Here is a 26,193-nt window from a genome sequence, read left to right on the forward strand (position 1 = left end):
TCATTATGAAAAAGACAACCATTCTTGCAATGGCCGTGGGACTATTTGTGTCTGCCATGAGCTTTACTTCTTGCGACAAAAACAACGACAACACCATGACTGTGAAGCCAACGCTTTACGACTCTTTGGGTGGAACCACAATGGTGGCAGATCCTAGAAACAGCGGTGTTATGATCGAAAAAGGCCGATTGGGCATCCGTTCTGTAGTAGACAGCACCATCTTCGTGATTGCAGCTGATTCAAAATTGAACAGTTACTTCCAACCGTTATTGGCTGAAGTTACCGCAGGTAACACTTCCGGATTAACTGCATTGAGTAAATCATTAACTGATTTCTTTTGCGTGGCAACCGGAGCAAAAAACTTCACGTATGGAGGTAAGAACATGGTCGCGGCTCACGATCCGGCCCAGAACCCAAGAATGAACGGCAAGTCTGACAATGCAGCATTTGATCAATTCATCGCTGACTTGGTAGTAGGTGCCAACCAAAACAAGCTTCCGGCAAACCTGATTAACTCAGTAGGAGCTTTGGTAAACACCTTGCGTTCTCAAGTGGTACAACGCTAATTGTAGTAATCTGACATAGCACATGAGCCCCGAAATGTTTCGGGGCTTTTTTATAAATCAGAAGCAGCGGGGATTTCAAACTGTTCAAACAGTTACTACGTACATAGTAATAGAGAATCCCGGCACCTATGTACGATATGATATTTACAAGAAAGAAAGTAATACTATCCGTGATACTGATACTCATGCTCACCATTGCATGGGGCTTTTACCTCTACTTCAAACCTAGAGCCAGTATCGTAGGAACAAAAGCTGATATCTCTATTCAGGCTACCTCTTTGTATTCCGAGTTCGAAACATTGGAAGACTCGGCCACCAAAAAGTACACCGACAAAATTTTAGAGATTAACGGCTCCATCCAAGAATTGATCAAAACAGACACCACGTTAAACATTATTCTAAACGGAGGAATGCTTGGTGGTATCAATTGCAACATGTACCGTCCGAATAACGAAACCTTGGCTTTAAAGAAAGGTGACTCCATTCTCATCAAAGGCCGTTGTTCAGGATTTTTATCGGATGTGATACTTGTTGATGCTGTACTCGTCAAGTCGTATTAAATCACACAAATGAAAAAAATTATTATTACCGGAATGATCATCGCATCCGGAATGGCACTGTTGTTTTCTTGTAACAAAGGTTCTGAAGATGTTTTAAAGGCTTCTACAACTTGCGATACTACGGCTGTTTCGTTTAGTACGCAAATTGTACCCATTCTTCAAAACAACTGCTATCGCTGCCATGGCTCGGGAAATACCGGAAGCGGGGCAGGCATTTTATTGGAAGGATATTCGAATGTAAAGACCTGGGTCGACAACAACTACCTTGTTAATGTAGTAAAAGGTAGCAGTGGTTATATTTTGATGCCTTTTGGCGGACCCAAAATGTCTGACTGCAACGTAAACACCATTGCCGCTTGGGTGAACCAAGGCGCGAAAAACAATTAATATTTACTCGTTAGGAATTAAATCAATTCTATGTTGAAAAACTTATTTTTCGGGATATCATTTCTGTTGGCCGCTACTTCACTACAGGCACAAGTATACGGTACCCGCAATGGTGTGATCCATTTTGTTTCGAAAACACCGCTAGAGAATATTGAAGCTACCAATAGCCAAGTAAATGCTGTAATGGACTTCAATGAAAAGAAAATTGCCTTTTCCTTATTAATGAAGGGATTTCTTTTTGAGCGCGACTTGCAACAACAACATTTCAATGAGAACTATGCAGAGAGTGATAAGTTCCCAAAATCGAACTTTAACGGAAGTATCATTGGAGATGTTGATGTGAAAAAAGACGGTACCTATAATGTAAAAGTAAAGGGAATGTTGACCATTCACGGGGTGTCGCAACTCATTGAAACACCTGCCACCATTCAAGTAAACGGTAATAAAGTGATCGGAAAATGCACTTTCAATGTTAAGCCGGAAGATTACAAAATCAGTATTCCTTCGGTAGTGCGCGATAAAATTGCCAAAGAAGTACAAATTCAAGTTCAAATAGATGCCAACTTTATAAAATAAATTGTTATGAAAACTTTCGCATTAAGTATCATTTTCTTGCTCGCTATAAATATTGTAAAAGCACAAGATCCGGCTCTGTTGGATGTGCTAGGAGATTCCGCCAAACAAAAAACAACGCAGGTAGTAGGTACCTTTAAAGGAACACGTATCGTAAACTTACAAACCGTTGAACAGGTTTCAAAAGGAGCACTGAGCTTTGTGATTCAACACCGATTTGGAAAATTAAACAGTGGCGCCTATAATTTTTTCGGAATGGACAATGCTACGCTTCGCTTGGCATTCGACTATGGTCTCACTGATCGATTGGCCATTGGTGTTGGACGCAGCTCCTATTTAAAAACATTTGACGGCTTTATTAAATACAAACTCTCGCGTCAAACCGAAGAGAACGAATCAATGCCGGTGAGCATCAGCTTGTTGGGAACAATCAATCATTATACGCAGAGATTTACCGACAAGCCCTATCTCACCACTGCATTTAGAACTTCTTACAGTTTCCAAGCATTGATTGCACGAAAATTCAGCAATGCACTTTCTCTAGAAATAGCACCTACCTTTTTACGCTACAATTTGGTTCCAACGGTGAACGATAAAAACAATGTGTTTGCGATTGCAGCCGGTGGCAGGGTAAAACTTACCAAGAGAACAGCCCTTAGCATCGAATACAATTATCTTCCGGGTGGTCAATTGGTAACCGACAACCCAACCAATTCATTCTCCTTTGGATATGATATTGAGACCGGCGGACACGTATTCCAATTGGTATTTAGTAATTCTCAAAGCATGTTGGAAACACAATACATCGGCCAAACAACCGGTAAATGGGGAAAAGGCGATATCTACTTTGGATTCAATATGGCAAGAGATTTTACGTTGGGGAAGAAGAAAAAGAAATGGTGAGTTAATTAGTGAATTGGTGAATGTGTTAGTGTGATAATTGAATACAAGGCAAACTATAACTTATGAAGCATGTCAATGATTCTCATCTCCGCAATCGAATTACGTCTCAAAATAATTGAGATTCATTCATAAGTTATACAACACCGTGCCCCTTTGCCTCAGTAGTTTCTGTATCTCTTCCCAACCGGTTAACTATAAAAAAATTAAAGCGACTTCCTCTCGGAGGCCGCTTTTGTATTATACATGGGTTAGGAAACTGCTACTACCAAAACTTAGCATACAAAGCTGCAAGAACCAACAGAATACCTGTGATCATAGCAATGTGAATCGGTTGCAACTTGAACATTCCCTTTTCGAAATGGAACGCCTTTTCATTAACCTTCGGACCTCCTAAACTCAGACCAACCATTATCACAATAGTAAAGAAGAACGACCATCCCATATTAATTAAGAAAGGAATTTCATAACCACCTTTACCATTGGGAAAAGCAGTGTAGAGAAACGTTTCATTTCCCAATAATCCAACCGCAAAACTATTGAAGAAGATAGAAGACACGAATCCAACTATCAAACCTGTAATGGCCGCGGTACCGGTGGTGCGCTTCCAGAACATGCCCAACAGGAACATTGCAAATACACCTGGGCTTACAAAACCTGTGTATTTTTGAATGAAGGTAAACCCACCTTCGCCACCAATACCCAACAGGTCTTTCCAAGTAAACACAATGGATACTATCATGGCAACCAATACTGTGATGCGACCTACCCAAACTTGTTTCTTCTCATCAGCATCTTTGTTCACATACTTCTTGTAGATATCCAAGGTAAAAATGGTAGAAATAGAATTCAATTTACCCGCCAAAGACGCAACGATCGCCGCAGTTAATGCGGCAATTGACAAGCCTTTCAAGCCTTCAGGCAAGAATGCTAATACTGAAGAGTAAGCAGTATCTTTCACTCCATTAAATCCTTCCAAGTTATTATGCTTATACAACACATAAGCCGCAATACCGGGAAGCATTACAATAATAGGCATCATCAATTTCAAGAAAGCAGCGAATAAGATACCACTTCTCGCAGTCTTCAAATCGGCACCCAAAGCACGTTGTGTGATGTATTGGTTACAACCCCAATAGTTCAAATTCACAATCCATTGACCTGCGAAATACATCGCAATTCCGGGAAGAATTAAGTATTTGTTGATGTATTCTTGCGGAGCATCGGGAGCAGGCTTCGCTAAGATCATTTTAAAGTGATCAGGAGAGTCGTTGATCAGTAAGCGGAATCCTTCTATTGCACTGCCTGAACCACCAAGCGTGGTACTCACTTTTGAAAGTGCCAAATAGGTAGTGGCCAATCCGCCAATAATCAAAACCGCCACCTGCAATACGTCGGTATAACCGATCACTTTCATACCACCTAGGGTAATAATCAATCCCATTACTGCGAGTATGATCATGATCAGATGCAACTGATCTCCTTCAATTAAGCCATCAATGGCAACCGCACCTAGGTAAAGAATGGAAGTAAGGTTAACGAACACATAAAGGAAGAGCCAGAAAATTCCCATCACCATCGATACACTTTCGTTGTATCGGGTTTTAAGGAACTGCGGCATCGTATAGATCTTATTCTTTAAATAAATTGGCATGAACCAAACCGCAATGATGATCAGCGCTAAAGCTGCAATCCATTCGTAGGCTGCGATAGCAGTACCAACAAAGAAACCATCACCACTCATTCCAATAAATTGTTCTGCAGAAATATTTGAAGCGATCAAAGAAGCTCCAATGGCCCACCAGGTTAAAGAGCCTTCTGCCAAGAAGAAGTCTTTCACGCCTCCTTCGGCAGCTCTCTTCTTTTTCAAATAAACATAGTAGCCATAGCTGGCTAATAGTAGAAAGTAGACGCCAAATACTAAATAGTCGATCGTAGCAAGTTTATTATTCATATAACAGCAATTGACTTGAAAAATAGGAAAGAATTTCCAATTCCTAACTTTAAAAAATAGAGAGCCACAGAAATTTGAAGCACTCTTTCCTATTCCATATTAATTATTAATTCTTTAATTATTAATTTAATAAGCTTTATCGTTCCAACGCAATTCGTTCTTGAATTGGTAGATATCCGTTTTCTCATCAATCTTCACATATTCAATACCGGCCATTCCTGCAAAATCCTCTAAAACTTCGGCATCTAGGTTTTGAGAATAGCAAGTATGGTGTGCTCCACCTGCTAGTATCCATGCTTTGCATCCGTCGGCCATATTAGGATGTGGCTTCCACAATACTCGTGCTACTGGAAGCTTCGGTAATGGTTGAGGAGGCGCCACAGCTTCTACCGTATTTACCAATAAACGGAAGCGATTTCCCATATCTACTATTGAAGCATTCAAGGCAGCACCTGCGGCAGCATCAAACACCAAACGCACGGGATCGGCCTTGCCACCAATTCCTAGTGGATGAATTTCACAAGATGGTTGGGAAGAAGCGATGCTTTCGCAGATTTCCAACATATGAGCGCCAAGCACCAGTGGATTAGAAGGATCAAAATGATAGGTATAGTCTTCCATAAAACTGTTTCCCCCTTTCAAACCGGTTGCCATCACTTTCATCGCTCTTACCAATGCTCCGGTTTTCCAATCTCCTTCTGCTGAGAACCCATATCCTTTTGCCATTAAACGCTGCGAGGCAATACCCGGCAATTGAATCAATCCATGCAAATCTTCAAATGTATCCGAAAAGCCCTTGAAGTTTCCGTTCTCTAAAAAGAGCGTCAATCCCAGTTCTATTTTAGCAGCATCACGAAGAGACTGGTGTTGTGCACCTCCTTTTTGTAGGGATGCCATTAATTTGTAAGTATCGCCGTACTCGCTTACCAGCGCATCAATCTCAGCATCGGTAACAGATTCTACCACTTTCACCAAATCACCCACACCATAAGTGTTCACACTGTATCCGAATTTCAATTCTGCTTCTACTTTATCTCCTTCCGTAACCGCTACAAAGCGCATATTGTCGCCAAAACGAACAAAACGTGCGCCTTGCCAATCGGCCCAGCCGGCTGCAGCGCGCGACCATTTCGCAATTTGCGCAACAACCGTTTCATCTTTCCAATGCCCTACAACTACTTTACGATTCAAACGCAAACGACTCATGATAAAACCAAATTCACGATCACCGTGTGCGCTTTGGTTCAAGTTCATGAAATCCATATCAATTTCACTCCAAGGAATATCACGATTGTATTGTGTGTGCAAATGCAATAAAGGCTTTTGCAGATTCTTCAATCCATTGATCCACATTTTTGCAGGAGAAAAAGTATGCATCCAAGTAATTACACCAATACATTTCTTTTCAGCATTTGCGGCTGCAAGTGTAGCGGTAACTTCTTCGGGTGTAGTAACGGTTGGTTTCCAAATTACTGAAACAGGAATAGAGGAATGAGTATTCAATGCTCCTGCTACTTCTTTCGCATGTTCGGCAACGGTAGCCAAAGTTTCGGGACCATACAAATGTTGGCTTCCCGTAATAAACCAAAGTTCTAAATGTTTTAATGAGCTCATATGCTGTGTTTAATTCTGTCCGTAATAGCTATCCGGACCGTGTTTTCGTTCGTAATGTTTTTTAATTAAAGCGTCTTTCAGCAGCGGTGCTTGTGGATTGATCTGTTCTGTTAAATAGGCCATGCGCGCTATTTCTTCTAACACTGCACTGTTGTAAACCGCTTTTGCAGCAGTTTTGGCCCAAGTAAAAGGAGCGTGGTTACCCACCAATACCATTTCCACTTCTTTATAGTCTAATCTTTTCTCTTCAAAACAACGAATGATTTGGAATCCGGTTTCATACTCATAGTTGCCTTTAATCATAGCATCATCCATTGGTGCCGCGCAAGGAATGTTAACGGTATTGTGGTCTGCATGGGTCGTACCAAAAATTGGGATATCGCGTTGCGCTTGCGCCCAAGAAGTTGCATAGGTTGAATGCGTATGCACGATCCCTCCAATTCCATCCCACTGTTTGTAAAGCACCGCATGGGTAAGTGTGTCGGAAGAAGGGCGAAGTTTACCTTCAACTGTTTTCCCATCAAAATCTACGATCACCATTGAATCGGGTGTTAACTCAGCGTAAGGTACCCCGCTTGGTTTGATCGCGAATACACCGGCACTTCTATCTGCTGCGCTTACATTCCCAAATGTAAACAGCACCAAACCCAAATCGGGCAACTGCATATTTGCCGCGTAGGCTTCTTCTTTAATATGTTGATATGTATTCATTTGCTTGTTTTACATTTATCCCTTGAGTGCTACTGATGTGCGACCCCTAATATCAGCAATTCTGTCACCTTGTTCATTTTTCACATTTCCCGTTTGAATTTTTTTCACCGCGGCGGCGCAGCGTTCGCAGCGATTACGCAGCGCGTCCGGTTTCTCTGTATTTCAATCTCTCACCTCCTTCTTCCCCCCTCCCTTTTATCACCCTTGCTCTTCAATTCTTAAACCTCTCCTCGTTCCTCGCCTCCTCTCATCCTCGTTTCCTGTATTTCCCCCTGTTCCTCCTCCTGTTCTTTCTCATCTATTCTCTTCAAACTTCCCTAACTCCAAATATTTTTGATAGCGCCGTTGATACAATGCTGTTTTTGCAGGGTCAGGGAAATATTCAAATTCAAAACCCTGGCCCATAGCAGTCATGGCTGATTCTACTTTATCATAGATACCTGCAACGGTTGCCGCAAACATGGCAGCACCTAGTGCACAAGTTTGTTCTGAACGATGAATGCGTATTGGCATGTTGATGACATCTGCCATCATTTGCATTATGAAAGGTGACTTACGTGCAACACCTCCCAAACCAATGAGTCCTTGTACTTTCACCCCTTCATTATTGAAACGCTCAACAATGGCTTTAGCCCCAAAACAAGTAGCTTCTACAATTGCATAGAATATAGAGGGTGCATCCGTTGCTAAATTCAATCCTGAAATGGCAGCTTTAACTTCTTGATTCGTATCTGGTGTTCTTCTGCCATTGAACCAATCGAGCGCCAATGGACTGCTTTCATTCCAATCAAGCTTTTCGGCTTCTTTAGTAAGCGAGGGGATGATCTGATCGATCCAAAGCGCTTCCTGCTCCTGTTTGCTTGAATTGGGAATAACAGTTTTGATACTCCAACTCAACAAGTTTTTGAACCACGCATAGGAATCACCAAATGAAGATTGTCCGGCTTCCAATCCCATCATTCCGGGAATAACGGAGCCGGGCACCTGCCCACAAATCCCATTTACGCAAGTATCACCAATGGCATCAATGGGTGCTACCAACATGTCGCAAGTAGAAGTTCCCATAACCTTGCTGAGGTGGTAGGGTTCAATTTGACCACCCACGGCACCCATATGGGCATCGAATGCGCCTGCGCCAATTACCACTGTTTCAGGTAGCCCAAAACGTTGCGCCCACTCTTTCGAAAGAGTACCCACCGATTGATCGGCCGTATAGCTGTCTGTAAATAAACGCGATGTTATGCCATCCAACAAAGGATCCCAATCGCTAAAGAAAGACTGTGGCGGTAATCCTCCCCATTCTTTGCTCCAGAGTGCTTTATGCCCGGCCGAACAAGTTCCACGCTTCAATTGCATTACATCAGTACCTCCTGTTAATAAATAAGGTATCCAATCGCAATGCTCTACAAATGAAAACAAGTTGGATCGAATTGATTCGTCTGCACGAAGTATATGCAGCAATTTTGCCCAGAACCATTCACTGGAATAAATTCCCCCTACATATTTAAGATAATTAGTGGGATAGTTTGTTGCATGTTCATTTAAAGATTGTGCTTCTTTAATAGAAGTATGATCTTTCCAAAGAACAAACATGGCATTGGGGTTCTCTTCAAAACCGGGGGTAAGAGCCAGTGGTGTTCCGGTTTTATCAACTGCTACCGGTGAAGAACCGGTAGTATCAACAGAAATCGCTTTTACATGGGCGGCCGCATCGGGAACTTGCTCGAGGCACGACTTGATCGTTGCTTCCAGCCCTTCAATATAGTCTAGAGGATGCTGTCTGAATTGATTTTCCGCCGGGTTACAATACAATTGCTTTTTCCATCGTGGATAGTAAAAAACTGCAGCGGCCTTTTCGGCACCTGATCGTGCATCTACGAGAATGGTACGCACCGAATCGGTACCATAATCTACGCCTAAAACGTACAGCGAAGCATTCGTCATGAAATAGGAATTTCCTTTTAAAAATTACGGGTCGCTAAAGATAAGGATTTTTTATAATTGTAAAAATGACAATTATTTGCTATTCCGAAGCAGGTGGTTGGTTTCCGTGGCGGTGAATTTTATGTACTTGCCATCGACCCTCAACAATAAGAAATTAGGCCAATCCATTAGATCATCTTATAACGGTCTCTTATTATTGATTCAGCTACCCTTCAATTAAAAACCCACTGAAACATGTTACAACACTTCATTCAGTTTGGGGAGCAAGCTCAATATCTTATAGAAATGTTTCTTATAAAGCTTCTTGTTCACTTTATAGTAGTAGGCTCCTTTTCTAGAACTAGACTTATCTTTTTCATCGAGTTTACTCAACAAGCCAGTAGCCAGTAATTTTCGAGAGAAATTCCTTTTATCTAATTCTTGTTGGTACACACTTTCAAACAAGTTGTGTAATTGAGGCAGGGTGAATTTTGCAGGCAATAGTTCGAATAGGATGGGATGCAATGCAGCAGCGTATTTCAGCTCCTGACGCGCTTTCTCCACCATCGCTTCATGATCAAATATTAATTTAGGAACCTGGTTCAACTTGAACCATTGCGCTTTGTACGATTGTGATAAAGGAGCTTGGTATTGTTGAATATCAATTAATGATTTATATGCTATTGAAATAGTACGGTCTTGTGGATCACGGCCCGGATCGGTATAGCTGTGAAGCTGGGTAAGGTAAATACCAGACAATCCGGTGAGTTCTTCAAGAATACGTTGTGCAGCATCGTCAGCACTCTCATTGTTTTGAACAAAGCCTCCCATTAAACTCCATTGCCCTTTTTTGGGGGCCAATCCTCTTTTAATCAATAACAATTTTAAGTCCGTTCCGTCGTATCCAAAAACTATACAGTCAACCGCCACATAGAATCGACTTTGATTCCGGTAATTTGCCATGCTTATAAAAAATGATTTTGGAAGATAAAGAATTTGGAGCAAAGGAAGACAAAATAACATTGATTGATTTTCGTCAACTAAACTCTAGGGGTATTATTGTCATTTGAACACTATTATTTCGTGGGTCGTAAATCAATTGAAGTTAAATCGAAACTTCCCGTCTTTGATAGTGATCGCATTTCCTGCGGCATCGTACACTACACCGCTGAATCTACCAATGATGTACTTAGTAGCAAAGAGATATTCTTCAATATAGATCTGGAAATTAGAACTATTTAGGGAAGCGAACACGTCTGCGGGGCCCAACCGGTTATAATACTGTAATGCAGATCTGCTGGTTTGCAAGGCAACTCGATCTTTGGTAAGCGGGTTATTAGGAACAAAAATGGTCAGTATCAAGCCTGTATCTTCTGAACAAGCGCTGGGACCAAAAAAGGTAAATCCCGTTTTTTCCGGGTTTAATACTCCTCTGGTAACAGTACCGCAATAAACCACGTTTCCCACTTTGAAACTCCACCGATCTTGTTGATATTGATCCATTCCCTTGCAAGCCTCACAAATGGCCGGCGCATCATTATTTCCGGGAGGTGTAGTAATATCGGGAGGTAGGGGCTCACGATATTCATAGCTGTAATCTTTCATACAGGCAGTGAAGGCAACCGTGAACAAACAGGCAGTCAATAGTATTTTATAAGCAGCGCTTCTCATATGCTCGGTATTAAATATACGAGCGAATCGGCGGTTTTGTTGCCAGAAACATACAAGAATTTAGAATTAAGAATTGGTCATTCACCGCAGAAAACGCAAAGAGCACAGAGAATTCGCTAAGTTTTTCGTTGCGAACCGTTGCGTACTTTGTTTCTTTGCGGTAGAGGGAAAAGACTGAATATTTGGAGTGCTTCATTACCGCAGCGGCGCAGCGATCGCAGCGATAACGCAGCGAATCCCCGTGCCTCTGAGCCCCCGTGGTTCTGCATTTCCTCCCTTCCCGCAAGGTCTATCGCCTGTCCCGTATCGTTCCTCACGGGATAGACTCGAATGCATTTGCTCCGCAAAACCAGCCTCCTTCCTAAAATTCCTTCACCACCACCACCCAATTCCCAAAATGATCATGAATTTCATGGATGGTTTCAAAACCCGAACGCTCGTGCACTCGAATGGAGCGCGTATTTTGAAGAGAAATAGTAGTGATCATGTAGTCATATCGATCTTTCAACTGCTCTTGATGAAACGCATACATTTTATCGGGCAAAGCCAAGCCTCTACAAGACTCGTCTACGCACAATTGTCCCATCATATAAAAGGAATGGTCTCCAATTGCTTTTCCATTAAGAGCCAGGGGCTCTATTTTTTCCAATAAAAGCTTTAACTCTTGGTGAAAACTTGCAGCTTCCCGTACCGCAACCAAGGCATATGCCACTACTTTTCCTTCCTTTACGGCAATTACGCTAGGGCATAATGCATGCATTTGTTCGAGAAGTGATGCGGGGTAAGACCAACTTACAAATCCTTGTTCCTTAATATAATCAGCGCTGAGTCCGGCTTTTTGATACCGTTGATTGAGCGCGGCTATTTGATGAATTTCTTCCGGTGTTTCTGCAAACTTAATTAGCATGAAATAATATTGAAATGCAAAGCTACGTGTTCACTTGATTTCAAAGTATGGAAAGATGGATACAAAAAACAATTAAGCAGAATATTTATACAACCTTTTTCTAATTTTAAAGAGCAGGCTTTTGGTTTTTTTTCTGGCTTTCTTAACTAAAGCGTAGGTATTTCGGTATTGAAACAAAGCACTGGTGCTTACCACATGCAAAACTTTTCCCTCATGCAGGTACAACTCATCAAATGTGTGTTGAGGCCATGAGTATTTAAAATGATCAAAAAACTTGGTAAATAAACCTTGAGGAGTTTGAGAAATAAGAAACACTTCAATCATAACACCTTTATAATAAAAGGCTCGTTTATGCGAATACGTTTTCTGAGGAATTGTTTCTAATTCGGGATGAGAAGAAACATATTCGTCTAGCAAGTTGAAATCTTCGTCACGCATCAACAAATCAATGTCTCCATGGTTGCGCATTCTACTAATACCACGCAGCTCTTCTGCCCAACCACCAAATATCCAAACATCGAATCCTTGGCGCCGAAGCATTGACTTTACTTCCAGAACTAGGGTTATCTCATTCATACGTACAGATTTTCAATCGATTGACTAGGGTGGATTGGAAGGTACATCAATCGACAAGTTTAATCCATGACTAAAATCAGTATCTTCAATAACTAACGTAAATAATTCGCCATGCGTATAAATTGGGCCTTTTTAAGCATTGTTATTGGGTCTGCAGCTTTCGGTTCTTGCGAGGAAAAACCGAAGGAAATGGTTGATTCTCAACCCAAATTCACACTCCAGCGCACCCCACGTTTTTATTTCAATTCTTTTGTTGACTGCAACATGGCGGAAGCTTGGATTGGTGATACTCTTCGAATTTTTCCGGGAAAATATGGGGAAGACCCGGTTTGGGGCGACTCTTACGAATTGGAATTTGCCGACGGAGGCAATGCAGATGAGGTATTTCTTCGCAAAGCCGATGAGTTCATTGATCCCAAAATGCCGCCCAATGTGCCTCCAGGCAAAGATGGCCTGCACGGCGCCGTATGGTTTGAAACGGTTTACCAAGATCCCGCCGACAAAAGCGGTAAAACGCTTTTCGCGGTTTATCACAATGAAAACTATCCGGAAACATTGCCCTACGATAGTGTTACCGGCATTGGTTATATTAATAAAAAATGGCCGGAAGGCCTAACCGGAGTAAAATCTCCCGCTGCCGTTTGTAGAATAGGAATCATGAAAAGTACCGATGGAGGACATAGCTGGGAGAACAAAGGAATTTTTATTGAAGACCTCCAAAGCCGCATGATTCTTCGACCTCACAACAATTCACTCACTTTTGGTGGGGGCGTTGGAGATCCTTCAGCCGTGGCCAGCGGCGAATACCTGTACCTGTTTTATGGCGAATACGGTTATCCGGGAAAATACGATTCATTAACATACAGAGGTGATACGGAAATGTCGGGGCAATGCATCAGCATTGCTCGAATAAAACTGAGTGATTTAAACAATCCCGTAGGTAAAGCAAAAAGATGGAATGGGCAAAGCTTCGATGCACCGCACGATAGCATTGGCGTTCCTGTAAGAAGTTTACAACGCACCAAGGAAGAAGGCGGTGGACCCGCTTCGGGAGCCAAAGCAGGATTTCACTGGGGGCCCTCTGTAAGTTGGAATACTTACTTAAATCAATGGGTTATGTTGATGGCCTACAGTACCGGACCGAAATGGGCCGGAAGTCAAATCTATATTTCATTCAATAAAAATGTCGACCTCGGAGCCGGTGAAAATTCTCAGCAATGGAGCAAACCCAAACTCTTATTGGACGTTCCGGGTCATATTATTTGGTATCCTTCTCTTCAACCAACTGCTAGCGCCGATGACGTAAAAAACAAGTACACCTGTTTACGCCTTGGCCAAACCGCTCGATTGTTCTTTAAAGACATGCATAAGGATAGTAGTAGTTATATCTCAGACTATTTGATAAAATTTGAGAGATAAAAAAGAAGAGGAGGAAGAAGAGGGGGTCTGTGAAAAAAGCTCGAATATTGCATCCCATGCAAACTCGAAAAAAACCCGACGTCGATGTTTTAAAGGACATTCTTGAAGCAGCCAAACTCGCGTATCCAAAAAACGAGTTTGTGCACAGCCTTGCCTTTCAATATGAAGAAAGGGGCGGTTTGAGCAAAAGACAGTTGGAGGGCTTATTCAAAAAGTCGCAGAAGATCAAAGATCTGGCGCCCGGAAAACTGGCAACATTGGAAGCCATGATTCTGAAAAAACCATCTAAAACAAAAGCAGCTCCTCCCCCGCCACCCAAGCCAATGTTTACAGCGGATGAAGATTCAATTCATAAAGTAACAGCCATTTTGGATCGTTACCCTCAACACAAAAGAGTATTGGTGTTCCAACAAATGTTGGAAAGAAATCAACCACTTTCGCCTTCCGATAAAACTGAATTAGACAAGTTTCATAAACTGCTCGTGAAATAAACTTTCAAAGCAGCCATTTTGTCAATACCTACTCTAGCATATTATCCCCTAAATTTGACGATTCTCCCATTCTTAGTTGTATGAAAAGAAAATTCTTTTTGCTCTTTATATGCTTTTGGTGCCTATCGAGTGAGGCCCAAAAAACCGCTATTCCTCAGCCCAAAGGCAGTCTTTTTATTATTGGCGGCGGAGAAATAAATGATACACTTCGGTCTCAATTATTAAAGGCAGCAAATTGGAAAAAAGGAGATTTAATAGCAGTAGTTTCTCTGGCAAGTACCTACGACAGTTCCTGCATTTGGATGCAGGATGCCTTTAAAAAACTCACAGGTGAAACAGCCTTATGCATCGATAGCGCTTCCGTTCGTAATGAAGCTGTAATCAAACAACTTATAAACGCGAGGCTCATTTATTTTGGTGGAGGCGATCAGGCTAGAATCATGAAGCTCAGCGAGGGTACTAGTTTTAAGCAAATTTTAATCAATGCTTACTACAAAGGTGCTACTATTGCGGGAACGAGCGCAGGGGCTTCAGTAATGAGCAAGCACATGCTAACGGGAGATTCTTATCGTGACAACGCTACCCCCATCAAACATATTTGGAATAAAAATGTTGAACTAAAAGAGGGGCTTGGGTTGTTGGAAAAAATCGTAATTGATCAGCATTTTGTAATAAGAAGCCGATTCAACCGATTGTTTACAGTAGTGATGGAGCATCCCGAATTGCAGTATATTGCCATCGACGAGTCAACCGCCATTTGGGTAAAAGGCAACACAGCAAAGGTGTTTGGGGAAAGTCAGGTTATTGTAGCCGAAAAACCAAAAAACATAAAGTTGGCAAAAGATGGTCGACTAACAGCACAGGATATTCGAGTTTCATTTTACGCAGAAGGAAATAGTTTCACTATAAATAATTAACGAATGCTTTTACCATTAGCTCAGTTCTTAGAACATGCTAAGAACATCCCTACGAAACCTTTTTTAAAGCAACCCGAAAAAGGAATATGGAAAACATGGACCTATCAAGAAGCGCGTGACGAAGCTGCACGGATTGCTGCCGGATTAAAAAAAATGGGAATTGAACAAGGCGACCGCGTAGCCATTCTTTCAAAAAACTGTGCTCACTGGGTAATGTCCGATTTGGCAATTATGATGACCGGAGCCGTGTCTGTTCCAATTTATCCTAGCTTAAGCGCCCATGCTATTGAACCCATCCTAAAACATAGTGGAACCAAAATAGTAATTGTAGGAAAGCTCGACGATTTCTCTACACAAGAAGCCGGCATTCCAGCAAACGTAAAAGTGATCAGCGTAAACAGATACGGCGTAAAGCTGGGTGAAAGCTGGGAACAGCTATCTAACACAGAAGCCGCAATTCAAAACATTTATGACTGGCAACCGGAAGACCTACTCACTATCATCTATACTTCGGGAACAACAGGCGTACCTAAAGGTGTGATGCACCGAGCCTATTCTTTTGCCATCACCCTTCCGGTGGCTTTCAGAGAGTTCTCGCTTCCCTATGCGCCAAATCTCTTCTCCTATTTGCCGATGAGCCATATTGCTGAACGATTGGGCTTAGAGATCAACGCGCTCTACCATCAGGGTACTTTGCATTTCGCGGAAAGCTTAAAAACCTTCCCTCAAAATTTAAAGGACACTCAACCCGATCTATTCTTTGCAGTTCCAAGAATTTGGGCAAAATTTCAAGAAGGCGTTTTGAAGAAATTACCTCAAAAGAAGTTGGACTTGTTTCTTAAAATACCAATCCTTAGTTCGATCATAAAAAACAAGATCAAAACCAACTTAGGCCTAAAGAAAGCTACCCATATTTTTAGCGGGGCTGCACCCATTTCAGTTGACATGTTGAAATGGTTCGAAAAAATAGGAATCACCATCTACCAAGCCTACGGAATGACTGAGGATGCGATATATGCGCATTTTAATCGCCCCGGAGTAAACAAATTCGGAAGTGTTGGAAAGAAAATTTCCGGTCTTGAATCAAAAATTAGTCCCGATGGTGAAGTACTCGTTAAGAGTGAAGGTAACATGCGCGGTTATTATAAAGAGCCGGAAATTACAGCTGCTGCTTTTGATGAAGAGGGATACTTGAAAACCGGCGATATTGGTCATTATGATGAAGAAGGATTCCTATTCCTTACCGGACGTTTAAAGGATCAATTTAAAACAGATAAAGGGAAGTTCATTTCACCTGCACCAATTGAACTTGAGATTTCAAAAAATGAATTCATTGAAATGAATGCTGTAGTGGGTATGGGTATTCCTCAACCCATTGCTTTGGTGGTTTTATCAGCTGCCGGGAAAGCGGCTCCTAAAGAAGAGCTCATTCAATCGCTTGAAAGCACGCTCAAACAATTGAATCCTGAGCTAGAGCACCATGAGCAAGTGAAGAAAATAGTGATCATGAAGGAAGATTGGAGCATTGAAAACAACATGCTCACGCCAACTTTAAAAATCAAACGCAATGAATTAGAAAAATTGAAAGTTCCCATGTACCCTAAATGGTATGAACAAAAAGGGGCTGTCATTTGGGAATAGTCAATTTCTGTACTCAATAGTTTAACATCGGTATAAACGAAGGGCTGCAAAGCAGCCCTTCGTTTTTTAAAACATGACTCGTCTTAATTTCTATTTCATTTTCTTGTACCCAACTAGCTTAAAGCGTTAATTAATTTTTATAAAAACTTCTTTTAATATTTTATATGCTCTTTTTAGCTGCTTTCTCCCCCTCAATGCTGTATTTTTATAGCTAGAATACACATTCATGAAGAGACTCTTTTTTTCTTTACTTTCGCTGGCCGCTGTTTACAGCACAAGTGCACAGCAACCTGCTTACAAGGATCCTAAGTTACCCATTCCCGTTAGAGTAGAAGACCTGCTCAGCAGAATGACTCCCCGAGAGAAATTTTTCCAATTGTTTATGATTCCGGGAGAAATTGACAGTACAAAACCCGATCAATACAAAGATGGACTATTCGGCTTTCAAGTAAGCGCAGGTGGCGGTAGCGACGCAGGTGGCCAGCTTCTTAGCTATAACACGAAAGAAACGGCCCTCGCACTAGCCAATAAAATCAACAAACAGCAAAAATACTTTGTAGAGAAAACCCGCTTGGGAATTCCTCTTCTTCCTTTTGACGAAGGCTTACACGGCCTGGTTCGTCAGGGTGCTACTTCTTTCCCTCAGTCAATTGGATTGGCCGCTAGCTTCGATACTGCACTGGTAAGTGCTATTGGTGCTGCTATTGCCATTCAAAGTAAAGAAAGAGGCATTCGTCAAATTCTCTCACCCGTAATCAACATCGCTAGCGATGTGCGTTGGGGAAGGGTTGAAGAAACTTATGGTGAAGATCCTTATCTCACGAGTCGCATGGGCGTAGCCTACATGAAAAGCTTTGAAACAAGAGGCGTTATCACCACTCCTAAGCACCTGTTGGCTAATGTAGGAGATGGAGGTCGCGATAGCTATCCCATTTATTGGAACGATCGCTTCTTACAAGAAATTCACCTGCCACCTTTTAAAGCAGCGTTTGAAGAAGCGGGCACACGCTCTGTTATGACTTCTTACAACTCGGTGAATGGTACACCCATGTCTTCTAACTATGATCTGCTGACCAGAATTGTAAAAAAACAATGGGGCTTTGGTGGATTCATTATATCAGACGCAAGCGCCGTAGGCGGCGCATTGGTATTGCACAAAACCGCCAAAGACTATCCGGAAAGCGGCAAGCAAGCCATAGAAGGCGGACTAGACGTGATCTTCCAAACAGAATTCAAACACCATGAATTGTTTGATCCTCATTTCTTGGATGGCAGCATGGATACCGCTCGAATCAACGATGCTGTTCGAAGAGTGCTAACGGCCAAATTTCAACTCGGTCTTTTTGAGAATCCGTATGTTTCGGTTGATCCGGCAGCATTTTCCGACTTGAACAAAGCTCGTGAATTGGCGCGTGAAGCGGCACGCAAATCAACCGTTCTACTTAAAAATGCAAGAGACGTTCTGCCAATCGCAAACAATACTCAAAAAATCGTAGTAATTGGAGAGGAAGCAAAAGCTGCACGATTGGGCGGTTATAGTGGCCCTGGGGTTAACCCCATCAGCATATACGATGGACTAAAAGCAGGTATCGATAAATCGCAAGAACTCTTCTATGCTCGCGGAGTAGGACTGAAAACAGACAGCTTCGAAGTTATTCCTTCAAAATTCCTTACCACTGCAGATGGCAAGCAAGGGTTAAACGCGAGCTACTACAGCGGCATTCAAATTACAGGGAAACCAACTACGGCTCGAATTGATGGAACCATCAACTTTAACTGGACACTCTTCCCACCCGATGCATCTTTAACACCTGATTTCTATGCTGCAGAATGGAATGGCTTCATAGAAGGACCCGGCGGAAATGAATACAGAATTGGATTGGAAGGGAACGAAGGATTTAGAATGTATATAGACGGCAAATTGGTAATTGATGCGTGGGACAAACGTACTTATCGCAGTCATATCATTAACTACACCTTCAAAAAAGGAAGAAAGTATGCACTCAAAATTCAGTTCTATGAAACTATTGGAACCAACGCCACCATTAAATTGATTTGGAATGCCGGCATCAAAGACAATTTGAATCAACGAATCAAGGAAGCTGTGATGCTCACGAATTCTTCTGATGTAGCAATTGTTGTAGCAGGTATCCATGAAGGTGAGTTTCAAGATCGTGCATTTCTTTCCTTACCCGGAAATCAAGAAGCTATTATCAAAGCGGTTGCTGCTACAGGTAAACCGGTTATTGTAGTGTTGATTGGTGGAAGCGCCATCACCATGAATAATTGGATGGACGATGTTGAAGGCATACTTATGGGTTGGTATCCAGGTGAAGCGGGCGGCGATGCCATTGCAGATATTCTATTAGGAAAGTACAATCCGGGTGGAAAACTTCCCATTACCTTTCCCATACATGAATCACAATTACCCTTGGTGTACAATCATGCGCCTACTGGTAGGGGCGATAATTATTACAACCTAAGCGGATTACCTCTGTTTCCTTTTGGATATGGCTTGAGCTATACCACTTTCTCCTACACCGATATCAAACTTAGCAAACCATCTATCAAAGCAACCGATAGTTGCTATGTAACTGCTACTATTACCAATACTGGAAGTAGAGAGGGTGATGAAGTGGTACAACTGTATATCCATAATGAATTGGCCTCCGTAGTTCGTCCTGTATTGGAATTAAAAGGCTTCCAACGCGTTCGTTTGGCAAAAGGCGAATCAAAACATGTGAGTTTTAAACTGAGTCCGAAAGAATGGGCTTATCTAAATCAACAGATGAAATGGGTTACCGAAAAAGGTGATTACAGAATCATTTTAGGAAGCTCAAGTCAAGATTTAAGACTAAAAACTACTTTGAAAATAGAATAAGATAACCACAACAAAGTTTTCGAGGGCGCAAAGTAAGGCGGCATTTCCGCTATTCTTTGCGCCCTTTTTATGTTCGCGATGAAAATCAGATGGTATATCTTAACTTTAGTAACATGACTACCAAAACTAGAATCTTATCCATCGACATTCTTCGAGGCATTATTATGGTGATCATGGCACTCGACCATGTTCGCGATTTTTTTCATGAATCTGCCATGACTGCAGATCCTCTTGATGTGGCATCCACTAATGGCCCACTCTTCTTCACTCGTTGGATCACCCATTTTTGCGCACCCACTTTTCTATTCTTATCAGGTCTTTCTACCTATGTTGCAGGTCAAGGAAAAAACGCAGGTGAATACAGCAACTTCATCATCAAACGTGGTTTGTTTTTAGTAGCATTTGAGCTATTGATCATGAACCCAATATTTTCTTTCAATCCCTTTTTCAATTTTATTTTCCTTCAAGTAATTTGGGCCATTGGCATGAGCATGATTGTATTAGGCTTGCTCATGAAAACTTCTTATAAACTCATTTTTATACTTGGATTGATCTTGGTATTCGGTCACAATGTACTCGATGGTATAGCACTTCAACAAGGGTCTATTGGAGACACACTCTTAAAAATCTTCTTAACCGGATCCGGTACTATCGTTCCCATATCTGCAACTAGAGTTGTTCTATTTGCATATACAATTTTGCCTTGGACAGGTATCATGATGCTTGGTTACTCTTTGGGTAAATGGTATGAAATCGGATTCGATGAACAAAAAAGAAGAAAATCTTTATTGGCTCTAGGTGTTACAGCAGTCGTAGGATTTGTAGTAATCCGTTTCATCAATATTTATGGAGATCCTCGTCCTTGGACCCACCAAATCGAATCAATGCGAACTTTGTTTTCATTTTTGAATGTGGCGAAATACCCGCCATCGCTCGTGTTTACCTTGATGACAGTGGGGCCTGGATTGATTATACTATCATTTACTGAGAAAACGAAAAATGCGTTGTCGGAGTTCTTTATGACTTATGGAAGAACACCACTCTTCTATTTTGCAGTGCACTTCTTTCTAGTGCATTTACTAGAAACAATTGCATTTTTTGCTACCGGCCATAACTTTTCACAAGCAATTGACCCACAGTCGCCCTTTCTGTTTCGACCCACCAATTTTGGTTTCTCATTGACAACGGTTTACCTGATATGGGCATCTGTGGTATTGGCCCTATACTATCCTTGCAAGTGGTTCTACACTTGGAAGCGTGCGCGTAAATCAGCTATTTGGAAATACATCTAAAAACAATCAGATATGAAACGAATTGCACTAGCTTTTTTATTGTTCTCGCAAAGCCTGCAGGCACAAACAGGATCAGAGATTGTAGTAGCAGATATTGAAAACAATGGCGGTTATTTAATCAGCAATCTTTCATATGCTACTGCCCACAAAGGATACGATAACCAGCCTTTCTTTGTACCGGGAAAACCAGTGATATATTATTCTTCATTTAACGATAGCGGTCGTGCAGACATTTGGATGTACAATTTCAGAACCGGAGAACGAAAAGCCATTACACAAACTGTTGAACGCGAATACTCTCCCACCCTCACCCCCGATGGAAAAAACATCTCGTGTATCATTCAGCGCGACAATGGTGCGCAAGACCTGGGCATGTATCCTGTGAATGGTGGAAACCCAACCATACTCATTGACAACCTGAAAGTAGGATACCATGTATGGGTAAGTACTACACAACTTTTATTGTTTGTTTTAGAAAGCGAAGGCCACAACAGTCTTCGATTGTACAACACAACTGATAAAACCAATACTGTTGTAGCTGAAAATCCGGGTCGCGCACTACATCGTATTCCGGGAACCAATAAATTCAGCTTTGTATTAAAAGTTGATGCGAACGATTGGCGCATTCAAGAATTCGATCCCATCACAAAAACATTTACAAAAATTGCCAATTGTATAGTTGGTCATGAGGACATTTGTTGGCTCGACAACAAAACCATTCTCTCCAGTGATGGAACCAATTTTGCAATCCTTGACAGAAGTAATCCTTCCAGTTGGCAACCCGTTCGATTAGACGACCCATCGAAGATTATTACAAGCATCACTCGAATAGCTAGTAATGGAAATGGGAAAATTGCTTTTGTAGTGGCGGAATAGAGATTCTAATTAGAAAATTTGAGAATTAGTTATACTAAGTGCGAGTTAATTACCCCGCACTTAGTATAACATGCATCCGATTAAACTATACCTGTACAGTCTTCCATTTGCCCTTTTTAAAATACCAGAAAGCAATCAATGCTATCAATATTTCTGCAACGGGAATTGCAATGAAAGTACCGCGTGGGCCCCATTTAAAAAACTCTGATAACAAGAATGCAAGCGGTACTTGAAACAACCAAAAGCAAAAGAAGCTGATCCAGGTAGGTGTTTTGGTATCACCCGACCCATTCAAGGCTTGCATCATTACCATTCCTATTCCATAGAATACATAACCGGCGCCAATTATTTGCAACGCCTCTGTTCCATAGGAAATCACTTCAGGATCATTTGTAAACAAACGAATGATGGGCCCCGATACAAAAACAAATAATGCCATCACCCCCGCCATGAATATGCCATTGTACTTGGCGGTTAAAAGCACACTCCTTTCTGCTCGATCCGGTTGTTTGGCTCCCAAGTTTTGTCCCACCAAAGTTGCCGCAGCATTGCTCAATCCCCAAGCAGGTAAAATAAAGAACACCACATTACGAATAGCAATTTGATATCCTGCTGAAGCAACAGTGCCTCCGGTAGTAGAAACGATCCAAGCCAACACAATCCAGCTTCCGGAATTGATAAGAAACTGTAGGGTTGCAGGGCTTGCGATCTTTACCACCGACCACATCAATTCCCCGTCGGGCTTTAACTGGCTTTTCTTAAACTTCAAGAAATGCTTACCATTGAACAAATGAAAAAGTTGATACAACACACCAACACCTCTTCCAATAGTAGTTGCAATGGCAGCCCCTTTTAAGCCAAGTTCCGGAAAAGGACCCGGACCATAAATAAGCAGGGGACATAAAATGATATTTAGAAAGCTGGCGATCCATAAACTTTTCATGGCCATGGCTGCATTACCGGCGCCTCTAAAAATTCCATTGATCAGAAATATCAAAATAATCACCAGGCTTCCCCCCATCATAATTCGAGTGAAAGGAGTACCTTCCTCAATTACTTCCGGAGAAGCGCCCATCAACCGTAAAATATCGGAAGCAAAAATTACCCCCGGTATACTAACTAAGATTGTGGTTAAAATGGCAATCCAAATTGATTGGATACCCGCTTTCGCAGCGGCTTCCGGGTCTTTTTCCCCGGTTCTTCTTGATACCATGGCAGTAGCAGCTGTACTCAATCCTATCGCAATGGAGTAAACAATAGAAATGACAGATTCAGTCAATCCTACCGTTGTAACAGCGTTTTTACTATTGGGGAGATGTCCTACAAAATACATATCCACCACAGCAAACACGCTCTCCAAGCTTAATTCAAGAATCATGGGAATGGCCAGTAATACAATCGCCATTTTTATAGAGCCCGTGGTATAATCATACTCCTTACCACTCAGTGATTCTTTGATAACAGATATAATGCGTCGAATCGACGTTGGTTGTTTTTCGGTCGTCATACAAATACAAAAAATATAAATAATGAGAAATGCAACGGGAAATCCGTTGAGTAATAATGATGATGGCGGCAAGTTGGGAATTAGTAAAACTATCCCCTAATTAGAAAATCATATTCGTAGCGTTGAGAATCAAAGGTGGTGTTTTTTTTGAATTGAAAAAAGAATTTTTGAAAACTACCCAATAACCGATGTTCAATTAAGTAGTAACTTTCAAAAAATCTATCCACGTGCAGAGTCCAATTTCAAACAATGCCATTCGACAAATTCTGTTTTTATTGCTGATATTAGCTATTGGTACAGTGTTATTTCTGGAGCTTAGCCAGTTCATTCCTGCATTACTTGGTGCCTACACTTTATATGTGTTATTAAGAGGTTGGATGCACAAATTAGAATTTAAAAAGAAGTGGAAGCCATGGGTAGCTGCGGCCACTTTAATGATCATTTCTTTCATTGTAATCATCTTCCCGATATTCCTATTGGTAAACATGTTAGGTTCAAAAATTGGATTTGCAGTGCAGCATTCCGGTGATGTTCTTGGTTCCATTAAAACCTATGTTCATCAATACGAGGTTCGCTATCAATTCGAAATTTTAAGTGATGGCAGTATTAAGAAATTAACAGCTTGGGCTGCAGGCGTGTTACCCAATTTACTTGGAGCTACTATAAGTACTGCAACTACAATCGTTATCATGTATTTTATCCTATACTTCATGCTCACGGAACGTAACAAGATGGAAGCAAGTTTCTATTCCAATGTTCCTTTGAAAGATGAAAACATTCTATTGCTTAGAAGAGAAATGAACTCATTGGTGTACTCCAATGCCTTAGGAATTCCTTTGATTGCCGTACTACAAGGAGTTGTTGCACTCATCGGCTATTTGATTTTAGGTGTAGAACAACCATGGTTTTGGTTTGTGGTAACCTGCATCGCTGCCATGTTGCCCATTGTAGGCGCAGCAGTAGCCTATGTTCCTTTGTCATTGGTGTTCTTCGCAAATGGACATGATACAAAAGGCATTATCCTACTATTTTATGGACTGGGTATTGTTGGAACCGTCGACAATATCTTTCGCTTTTGGATGCAAAAAAAATTGGGAGACACCCACCCACTTATCACTGTATTCGGTGTAATCATAGGTCTCAACCTTTTCGGCTTCATTGGCCTCATCTTCGGACCAATTCTAATTGCACTGTTCTTATTATTGCTGAGAATTTATACCAACGAATTCAAATGAGGTAGCTAATTCGAAAATTTGATGATTTGTGAATTTGAGAAGCACGAATGATATTCAAGCATTGTTAGCAACGGTGTCATGCTCTCGGCTTACTTCGAATAGAGGGGAAAAGGAAAAGGAGAAAATCAAGCTTATCAATAGAAATCGATCTTGTAAATCCTTAAATCTTGTAAATCCTGATCAAAAAGAATTAAATCAATAACATCAATAAAAATCAATCCCGTAAATCCTTAAATCTTGTAAATCCTGATCAAAAAAGAAAAGCCCAATCATAGGGTACGAACCTATATTGAGCTTTCTACCTTCAAACCATCTGAAGTTATACGTCCAACCTAGCCGTTTAATATTTTAGACTTTTGCAGATAGTTTTTTGAGGGATGGTAAATGAAGAAACAAGAACCATCCTTGATGGAGTTGATCACCTTCTTCGTGTCTTTTGCCGGTACCGCAGGACAGCCATAACTCCGTCCGTTAAAGCGATTCCATCGCAAAAAGTCAGCTCCAACATATTCTGAACCATGAACTACAATATTTCTATCATTGGCCAAATCATTGATTCCTCTCTCCACACCATCTATATTCAAGGCCAAGCCATGATCTCCCCAGTAGGTTTTACGTGTTACATAAAAACCCAAACTACTTTTATGAGATTCCGGCTTATTTGAAAATGATTTTGCGTATTCGCCTCCGCTGTTTCTTCCATGTGCCACATAGGTATTCACTAAAACCTTTTTGGTTTCCACATCTAACACATACAAACGTTTTCTCCTTGAACTTTGACTGAAATCGGCAATAGATAAGACCCCTTTCTTATAGATAGAACCCTTTTCGAGTAGCTTCTTGTATCCTTTCCAGGCAAATACAAAAGCGTTTTGAGTTAATCCATATCTACGCAGGCGCATCGATTCATACAAATCTTTCGCTTCTTTATCTAAACTAGTTGATAAAGAATTTGCAACATTTGAATCAGTATTATTGGAGGGAATTTCTTCTGTAGTATCGATCACTGAAACGATCACATCATCTTTGGTGATCCCCGCTTGCAGAACCGGGGTAGACAGTAATATCAACAATAGGCCTATAGCCACTACGGATTTTAAAGGGCGCATGGATCAAATTAGGGTTTTTCAATAGGTGATTCCGCTTATTCAAACGGGCACAAATCAAAAATATTATTCAAGTATTATTAATGCAAGCCCTAGTGGTTCATTTATTTTATTGTGTAAGCTTAAAAAAAGTTTAAAAATAATTTTATCGCTTCTTAGGCTTGTAAACCAAGCCATAGGAATGATCAATCCACTCTCTTAAATCATTGTCGGAAACACTATGATCTACTACAATAGTGTTCCAATGTTTCTTGTTCATATGATAGCCCGGTTGTACGCAAGAATACCGTTCTCTTAATTCAATGGCCAATTCCGGATCGCATTTTACATTAAACTGGAGCGGATTGGAATCAAGCGAACAGAGTAAGAATATTTTGCCCCCTACTTTAAACACCAAAGTGTCTTCACCAAACGGAAAACTCTCCTCTACCATGGGCTTTCGAATACAGTACTCGCGAAGTGATTCAACGTCCATATCAATAATTT

General features: G+C 41.3%; 24 protein-coding genes. 13 read left to right on the plus strand and 11 right to left on the minus strand.

The features are described 5' to 3' along the window. The first annotated feature begins 5 nt into the window (after window positions 1–5). The 5 genes from ACQ2HE_RS01340 (at window position 6) to ACQ2HE_RS01360 (ending at window position 2,989) form a co-directional block, all read left to right on the plus strand. A complete protein-coding gene (locus tag ACQ2HE_RS01340) occupies window positions 6–566 on the plus strand; it encodes a globin family protein (protein ID WP_430895292.1) in 561 nt (186 codons plus the stop codon). A gap of 128 nt (window positions 567–694) precedes the next feature. Next, window positions 695–1,126, plus strand: a complete 432-nt coding sequence (locus ACQ2HE_RS01345) for an OB-fold protein (protein ID WP_430895290.1) — start codon at window positions 695–697, stop codon at window positions 1,124–1,126. A 9-nt stretch (window positions 1,127–1,135) separates the two neighbouring features. Next, window positions 1,136–1,513, plus strand: a complete 378-nt coding sequence (locus tag ACQ2HE_RS01350) for a c-type cytochrome (RefSeq protein ID WP_430895288.1) — start codon at window positions 1,136–1,138, stop codon at window positions 1,511–1,513. Between the two features lie 30 nt (window positions 1,514–1,543). Beyond that, window positions 1,544–2,089, plus strand: a complete 546-nt coding sequence (locus tag ACQ2HE_RS01355) for a YceI family protein (protein ID WP_430895286.1) — start codon at window positions 1,544–1,546, stop codon at window positions 2,087–2,089. 6 nt (window positions 2,090–2,095) lie between these two features. Next, window positions 2,096–2,989 carry a DUF5777 family beta-barrel protein gene (locus ACQ2HE_RS01360; RefSeq protein ID WP_430895284.1) on the plus strand — a complete coding sequence of 298 codons (894 nt, stop codon included), beginning with the start codon at window positions 2,096–2,098 and terminating at the stop codon, window positions 2,987–2,989. 262 nt (window positions 2,990–3,251) lie between these two features. Here the strand turns inward: ACQ2HE_RS01360 and ACQ2HE_RS01365 are convergent, their stop codons facing one another. From ACQ2HE_RS01365 to ACQ2HE_RS01400, 8 genes are all read right to left on the minus strand, one after another. Next, entirely contained in the window at window positions 3,252–4,940 is a 1,689-nt protein-coding gene (locus tag ACQ2HE_RS01365) for a sodium:solute symporter family transporter (RefSeq protein WP_430895282.1), read from the minus strand. Window positions 4,941–5,066: 126 nt separating this feature from the next. Further along, on the minus strand, window positions 5,067–6,554 hold the full coding sequence (araA, locus tag ACQ2HE_RS01370) for an L-arabinose isomerase (RefSeq protein ID WP_430895280.1): 1,488 nt from the start codon (window positions 6,552–6,554) through the stop codon (window positions 5,067–5,069). A 9-nt stretch (window positions 6,555–6,563) separates the two neighbouring features. Then, entirely contained in the window at window positions 6,564–7,265 is a 702-nt protein-coding gene (locus ACQ2HE_RS01375) for an L-ribulose-5-phosphate 4-epimerase (protein WP_430895278.1), read from the minus strand. Window positions 7,266–7,559: 294 nt separating this feature from the next. Continuing rightward, entirely contained in the window at window positions 7,560–9,209 is a 1,650-nt protein-coding gene (locus ACQ2HE_RS01380; protein WP_430895276.1) for a ribulokinase, read from the minus strand. Window positions 9,210–9,446: 237 nt separating this feature from the next. Then, complete coding sequence (locus ACQ2HE_RS01385; protein ID WP_430895274.1) at window positions 9,447–10,151, minus strand: NUDIX hydrolase; 705 nt, start codon at window positions 10,149–10,151, stop codon at window positions 9,447–9,449. A 132-nt stretch (window positions 10,152–10,283) separates the two neighbouring features. Next, on the minus strand, window positions 10,284–10,859 hold the full coding sequence (locus tag ACQ2HE_RS01390; RefSeq protein ID WP_430895272.1) for a hypothetical protein: 576 nt from the start codon (window positions 10,857–10,859) through the stop codon (window positions 10,284–10,286). Window positions 10,860–11,220: 361 nt separating this feature from the next. After that, window positions 11,221–11,766: a GNAT family N-acetyltransferase gene (locus tag ACQ2HE_RS01395; protein ID WP_430895270.1), complete on the minus strand. Its 546-nt coding sequence runs from the start codon at window positions 11,764–11,766 to the stop codon at window positions 11,221–11,223. A 72-nt stretch (window positions 11,767–11,838) separates the two neighbouring features. Further along, window positions 11,839–12,342 (minus strand): nucleotidyltransferase domain-containing protein, encoded by a 504-nt coding sequence (locus tag ACQ2HE_RS01400; RefSeq protein WP_430895268.1) that lies wholly within the window; start codon window positions 12,340–12,342, stop codon window positions 11,839–11,841. A 111-nt stretch (window positions 12,343–12,453) separates the two neighbouring features. Here ACQ2HE_RS01400 and ACQ2HE_RS01405 point away from each other — a divergent pair, with 111 nt between their 5' ends. The 7 genes from ACQ2HE_RS01405 (at window position 12,454) to ACQ2HE_RS01435 (ending at window position 21,859) form a co-directional block, all read left to right on the plus strand. Next, complete coding sequence (locus tag ACQ2HE_RS01405; RefSeq protein WP_430895266.1) at window positions 12,454–13,761, plus strand: hypothetical protein; 1,308 nt, start codon at window positions 12,454–12,456, stop codon at window positions 13,759–13,761. Window positions 13,762–13,817: 56 nt separating this feature from the next. Continuing rightward, complete coding sequence (locus ACQ2HE_RS01410; protein WP_430895265.1) at window positions 13,818–14,252, plus strand: hypothetical protein; 435 nt, start codon at window positions 13,818–13,820, stop codon at window positions 14,250–14,252. Window positions 14,253–14,332: 80 nt separating this feature from the next. Then, the gene (locus ACQ2HE_RS01415; protein WP_430895263.1) at window positions 14,333–15,169 is read left to right on the plus strand and encodes a cyanophycinase; all 837 of its coding nucleotides are present in this window, start codon (window positions 14,333–14,335) and stop codon (window positions 15,167–15,169) included. Window positions 15,170–15,172: 3 nt separating this feature from the next. Continuing rightward, the gene (locus ACQ2HE_RS01420) at window positions 15,173–16,810 is read left to right on the plus strand and encodes an AMP-binding protein (RefSeq protein WP_430895261.1); all 1,638 of its coding nucleotides are present in this window, start codon (window positions 15,173–15,175) and stop codon (window positions 16,808–16,810) included. A 226-nt stretch (window positions 16,811–17,036) separates the two neighbouring features. After that, window positions 17,037–19,691 (plus strand): glycoside hydrolase family 3 C-terminal domain-containing protein, encoded by a 2,655-nt coding sequence (locus ACQ2HE_RS01425; RefSeq protein WP_430895259.1) that lies wholly within the window; start codon window positions 17,037–17,039, stop codon window positions 19,689–19,691. Window positions 19,692–19,804: 113 nt separating this feature from the next. Further along, window positions 19,805–20,983 carry an acetyltransferase domain-containing protein gene (locus ACQ2HE_RS01430; RefSeq protein WP_430895257.1) on the plus strand — a complete coding sequence of 393 codons (1,179 nt, stop codon included), beginning with the start codon at window positions 19,805–19,807 and terminating at the stop codon, window positions 20,981–20,983. Between the two features lie 12 nt (window positions 20,984–20,995). Continuing rightward, on the plus strand, window positions 20,996–21,859 hold the full coding sequence (locus tag ACQ2HE_RS01435) for a TolB family protein (protein ID WP_430895255.1): 864 nt from the start codon (window positions 20,996–20,998) through the stop codon (window positions 21,857–21,859). A gap of 85 nt (window positions 21,860–21,944) precedes the next feature. Here ACQ2HE_RS01435 and ACQ2HE_RS01440 read toward each other — a convergent pair whose 3' ends face one another. Next, complete coding sequence (locus ACQ2HE_RS01440; RefSeq protein WP_430895253.1) at window positions 21,945–23,366, minus strand: MATE family efflux transporter; 1,422 nt, start codon at window positions 23,364–23,366, stop codon at window positions 21,945–21,947. A gap of 227 nt (window positions 23,367–23,593) precedes the next feature. On the opposite strand from ACQ2HE_RS01440, the gene ACQ2HE_RS01445 reads away from it, so the two are divergent. After that, the gene (locus ACQ2HE_RS01445) at window positions 23,594–24,601 is read left to right on the plus strand and encodes an AI-2E family transporter (RefSeq protein WP_430895251.1); all 1,008 of its coding nucleotides are present in this window, start codon (window positions 23,594–23,596) and stop codon (window positions 24,599–24,601) included. Between the two features lie 332 nt (window positions 24,602–24,933). Here ACQ2HE_RS01445 and ACQ2HE_RS01450 read toward each other — a convergent pair whose 3' ends face one another. Together ACQ2HE_RS01450 and ACQ2HE_RS01455 are read right to left on the minus strand one after the other, a co-directional pair. Then, window positions 24,934–25,710: a murein L,D-transpeptidase catalytic domain family protein gene (locus tag ACQ2HE_RS01450; protein ID WP_430895249.1), complete on the minus strand. Its 777-nt coding sequence runs from the start codon at window positions 25,708–25,710 to the stop codon at window positions 24,934–24,936. A gap of 142 nt (window positions 25,711–25,852) precedes the next feature. Further along, on the minus strand, window positions 25,853–26,182 hold the full coding sequence (locus ACQ2HE_RS01455; RefSeq protein WP_430895247.1) for an MmcQ/YjbR family DNA-binding protein: 330 nt from the start codon (window positions 26,180–26,182) through the stop codon (window positions 25,853–25,855). Window positions 26,183–26,193 lie beyond the last annotated feature (11 nt).

The sequence above is a fragment of the Endoryza foliicola genome, from assembly GCF_050589245.1.
In the GTDB taxonomy this organism is placed as follows: domain Bacteria; phylum Bacteroidota; class Bacteroidia; order Chitinophagales; family Chitinophagaceae; genus Endoryza; species Endoryza foliicola.

Coding starts and splice junctions, on each gene's coding strand:
- ACQ2HE_RS01340 (WP_430895292.1), top strand. CDS start 6: ATGAAAAAGACAACCATTCTTGCAATGGCCGTGGGACTATTTGTGTCT.
- ACQ2HE_RS01345 (WP_430895290.1), top strand. CDS start 695: ATGTACGATATGATATTTACAAGAAAGAAAGTAATACTATCCGTGATA.
- ACQ2HE_RS01350 (WP_430895288.1), top strand. CDS start 1,136: ATGAAAAAAATTATTATTACCGGAATGATCATCGCATCCGGAATGGCA.
- ACQ2HE_RS01355 (WP_430895286.1), top strand. CDS start 1,544: ATGTTGAAAAACTTATTTTTCGGGATATCATTTCTGTTGGCCGCTACT.
- ACQ2HE_RS01360 (WP_430895284.1), top strand. CDS start 2,096: ATGAAAACTTTCGCATTAAGTATCATTTTCTTGCTCGCTATAAATATT.
- ACQ2HE_RS01365 (WP_430895282.1), bottom strand. CDS start 4,940: ATGAATAATAAACTTGCTACGATCGACTATTTAGTATTTGGCGTCTAC.
- araA (WP_430895280.1), bottom strand. CDS start 6,554: ATGAGCTCATTAAAACATTTAGAACTTTGGTTTATTACGGGAAGCCAA.
- ACQ2HE_RS01375 (WP_430895278.1), bottom strand. CDS start 7,265: ATGAATACATATCAACATATTAAAGAAGAAGCCTACGCGGCAAATATG.
- ACQ2HE_RS01380 (WP_430895276.1), bottom strand. CDS start 9,209: ATGACGAATGCTTCGCTGTACGTTTTAGGCGTAGATTATGGTACCGAT.
- ACQ2HE_RS01385 (WP_430895274.1), bottom strand. CDS start 10,151: ATGGCAAATTACCGGAATCAAAGTCGATTCTATGTGGCGGTTGACTGT.
- ACQ2HE_RS01390 (WP_430895272.1), bottom strand. CDS start 10,859: ATGAGAAGCGCTGCTTATAAAATACTATTGACTGCCTGTTTGTTCACG.
- ACQ2HE_RS01395 (WP_430895270.1), bottom strand. CDS start 11,766: ATGCTAATTAAGTTTGCAGAAACACCGGAAGAAATTCATCAAATAGCC.
- ACQ2HE_RS01400 (WP_430895268.1), bottom strand. CDS start 12,342: ATGAATGAGATAACCCTAGTTCTGGAAGTAAAGTCAATGCTTCGGCGC.
- ACQ2HE_RS01405 (WP_430895266.1), top strand. CDS start 12,454: ATGCGTATAAATTGGGCCTTTTTAAGCATTGTTATTGGGTCTGCAGCT.
- ACQ2HE_RS01410 (WP_430895265.1), top strand. CDS start 13,818: ATGCAAACTCGAAAAAAACCCGACGTCGATGTTTTAAAGGACATTCTT.
- ACQ2HE_RS01415 (WP_430895263.1), top strand. CDS start 14,333: ATGAAAAGAAAATTCTTTTTGCTCTTTATATGCTTTTGGTGCCTATCG.
- ACQ2HE_RS01420 (WP_430895261.1), top strand. CDS start 15,173: ATGCTTTTACCATTAGCTCAGTTCTTAGAACATGCTAAGAACATCCCT.
- ACQ2HE_RS01425 (WP_430895259.1), top strand. CDS start 17,037: ATGAAGAGACTCTTTTTTTCTTTACTTTCGCTGGCCGCTGTTTACAGC.
- ACQ2HE_RS01430 (WP_430895257.1), top strand. CDS start 19,805: ATGACTACCAAAACTAGAATCTTATCCATCGACATTCTTCGAGGCATT.
- ACQ2HE_RS01435 (WP_430895255.1), top strand. CDS start 20,996: ATGAAACGAATTGCACTAGCTTTTTTATTGTTCTCGCAAAGCCTGCAG.
- ACQ2HE_RS01440 (WP_430895253.1), bottom strand. CDS start 23,366: ATGACGACCGAAAAACAACCAACGTCGATTCGACGCATTATATCTGTT.
- ACQ2HE_RS01450 (WP_430895249.1), bottom strand. CDS start 25,710: ATGCGCCCTTTAAAATCCGTAGTGGCTATAGGCCTATTGTTGATATTA.
- ACQ2HE_RS01455 (WP_430895247.1), bottom strand. CDS start 26,182: ATGGACGTTGAATCACTTCGCGAGTACTGTATTCGAAAGCCCATGGTA.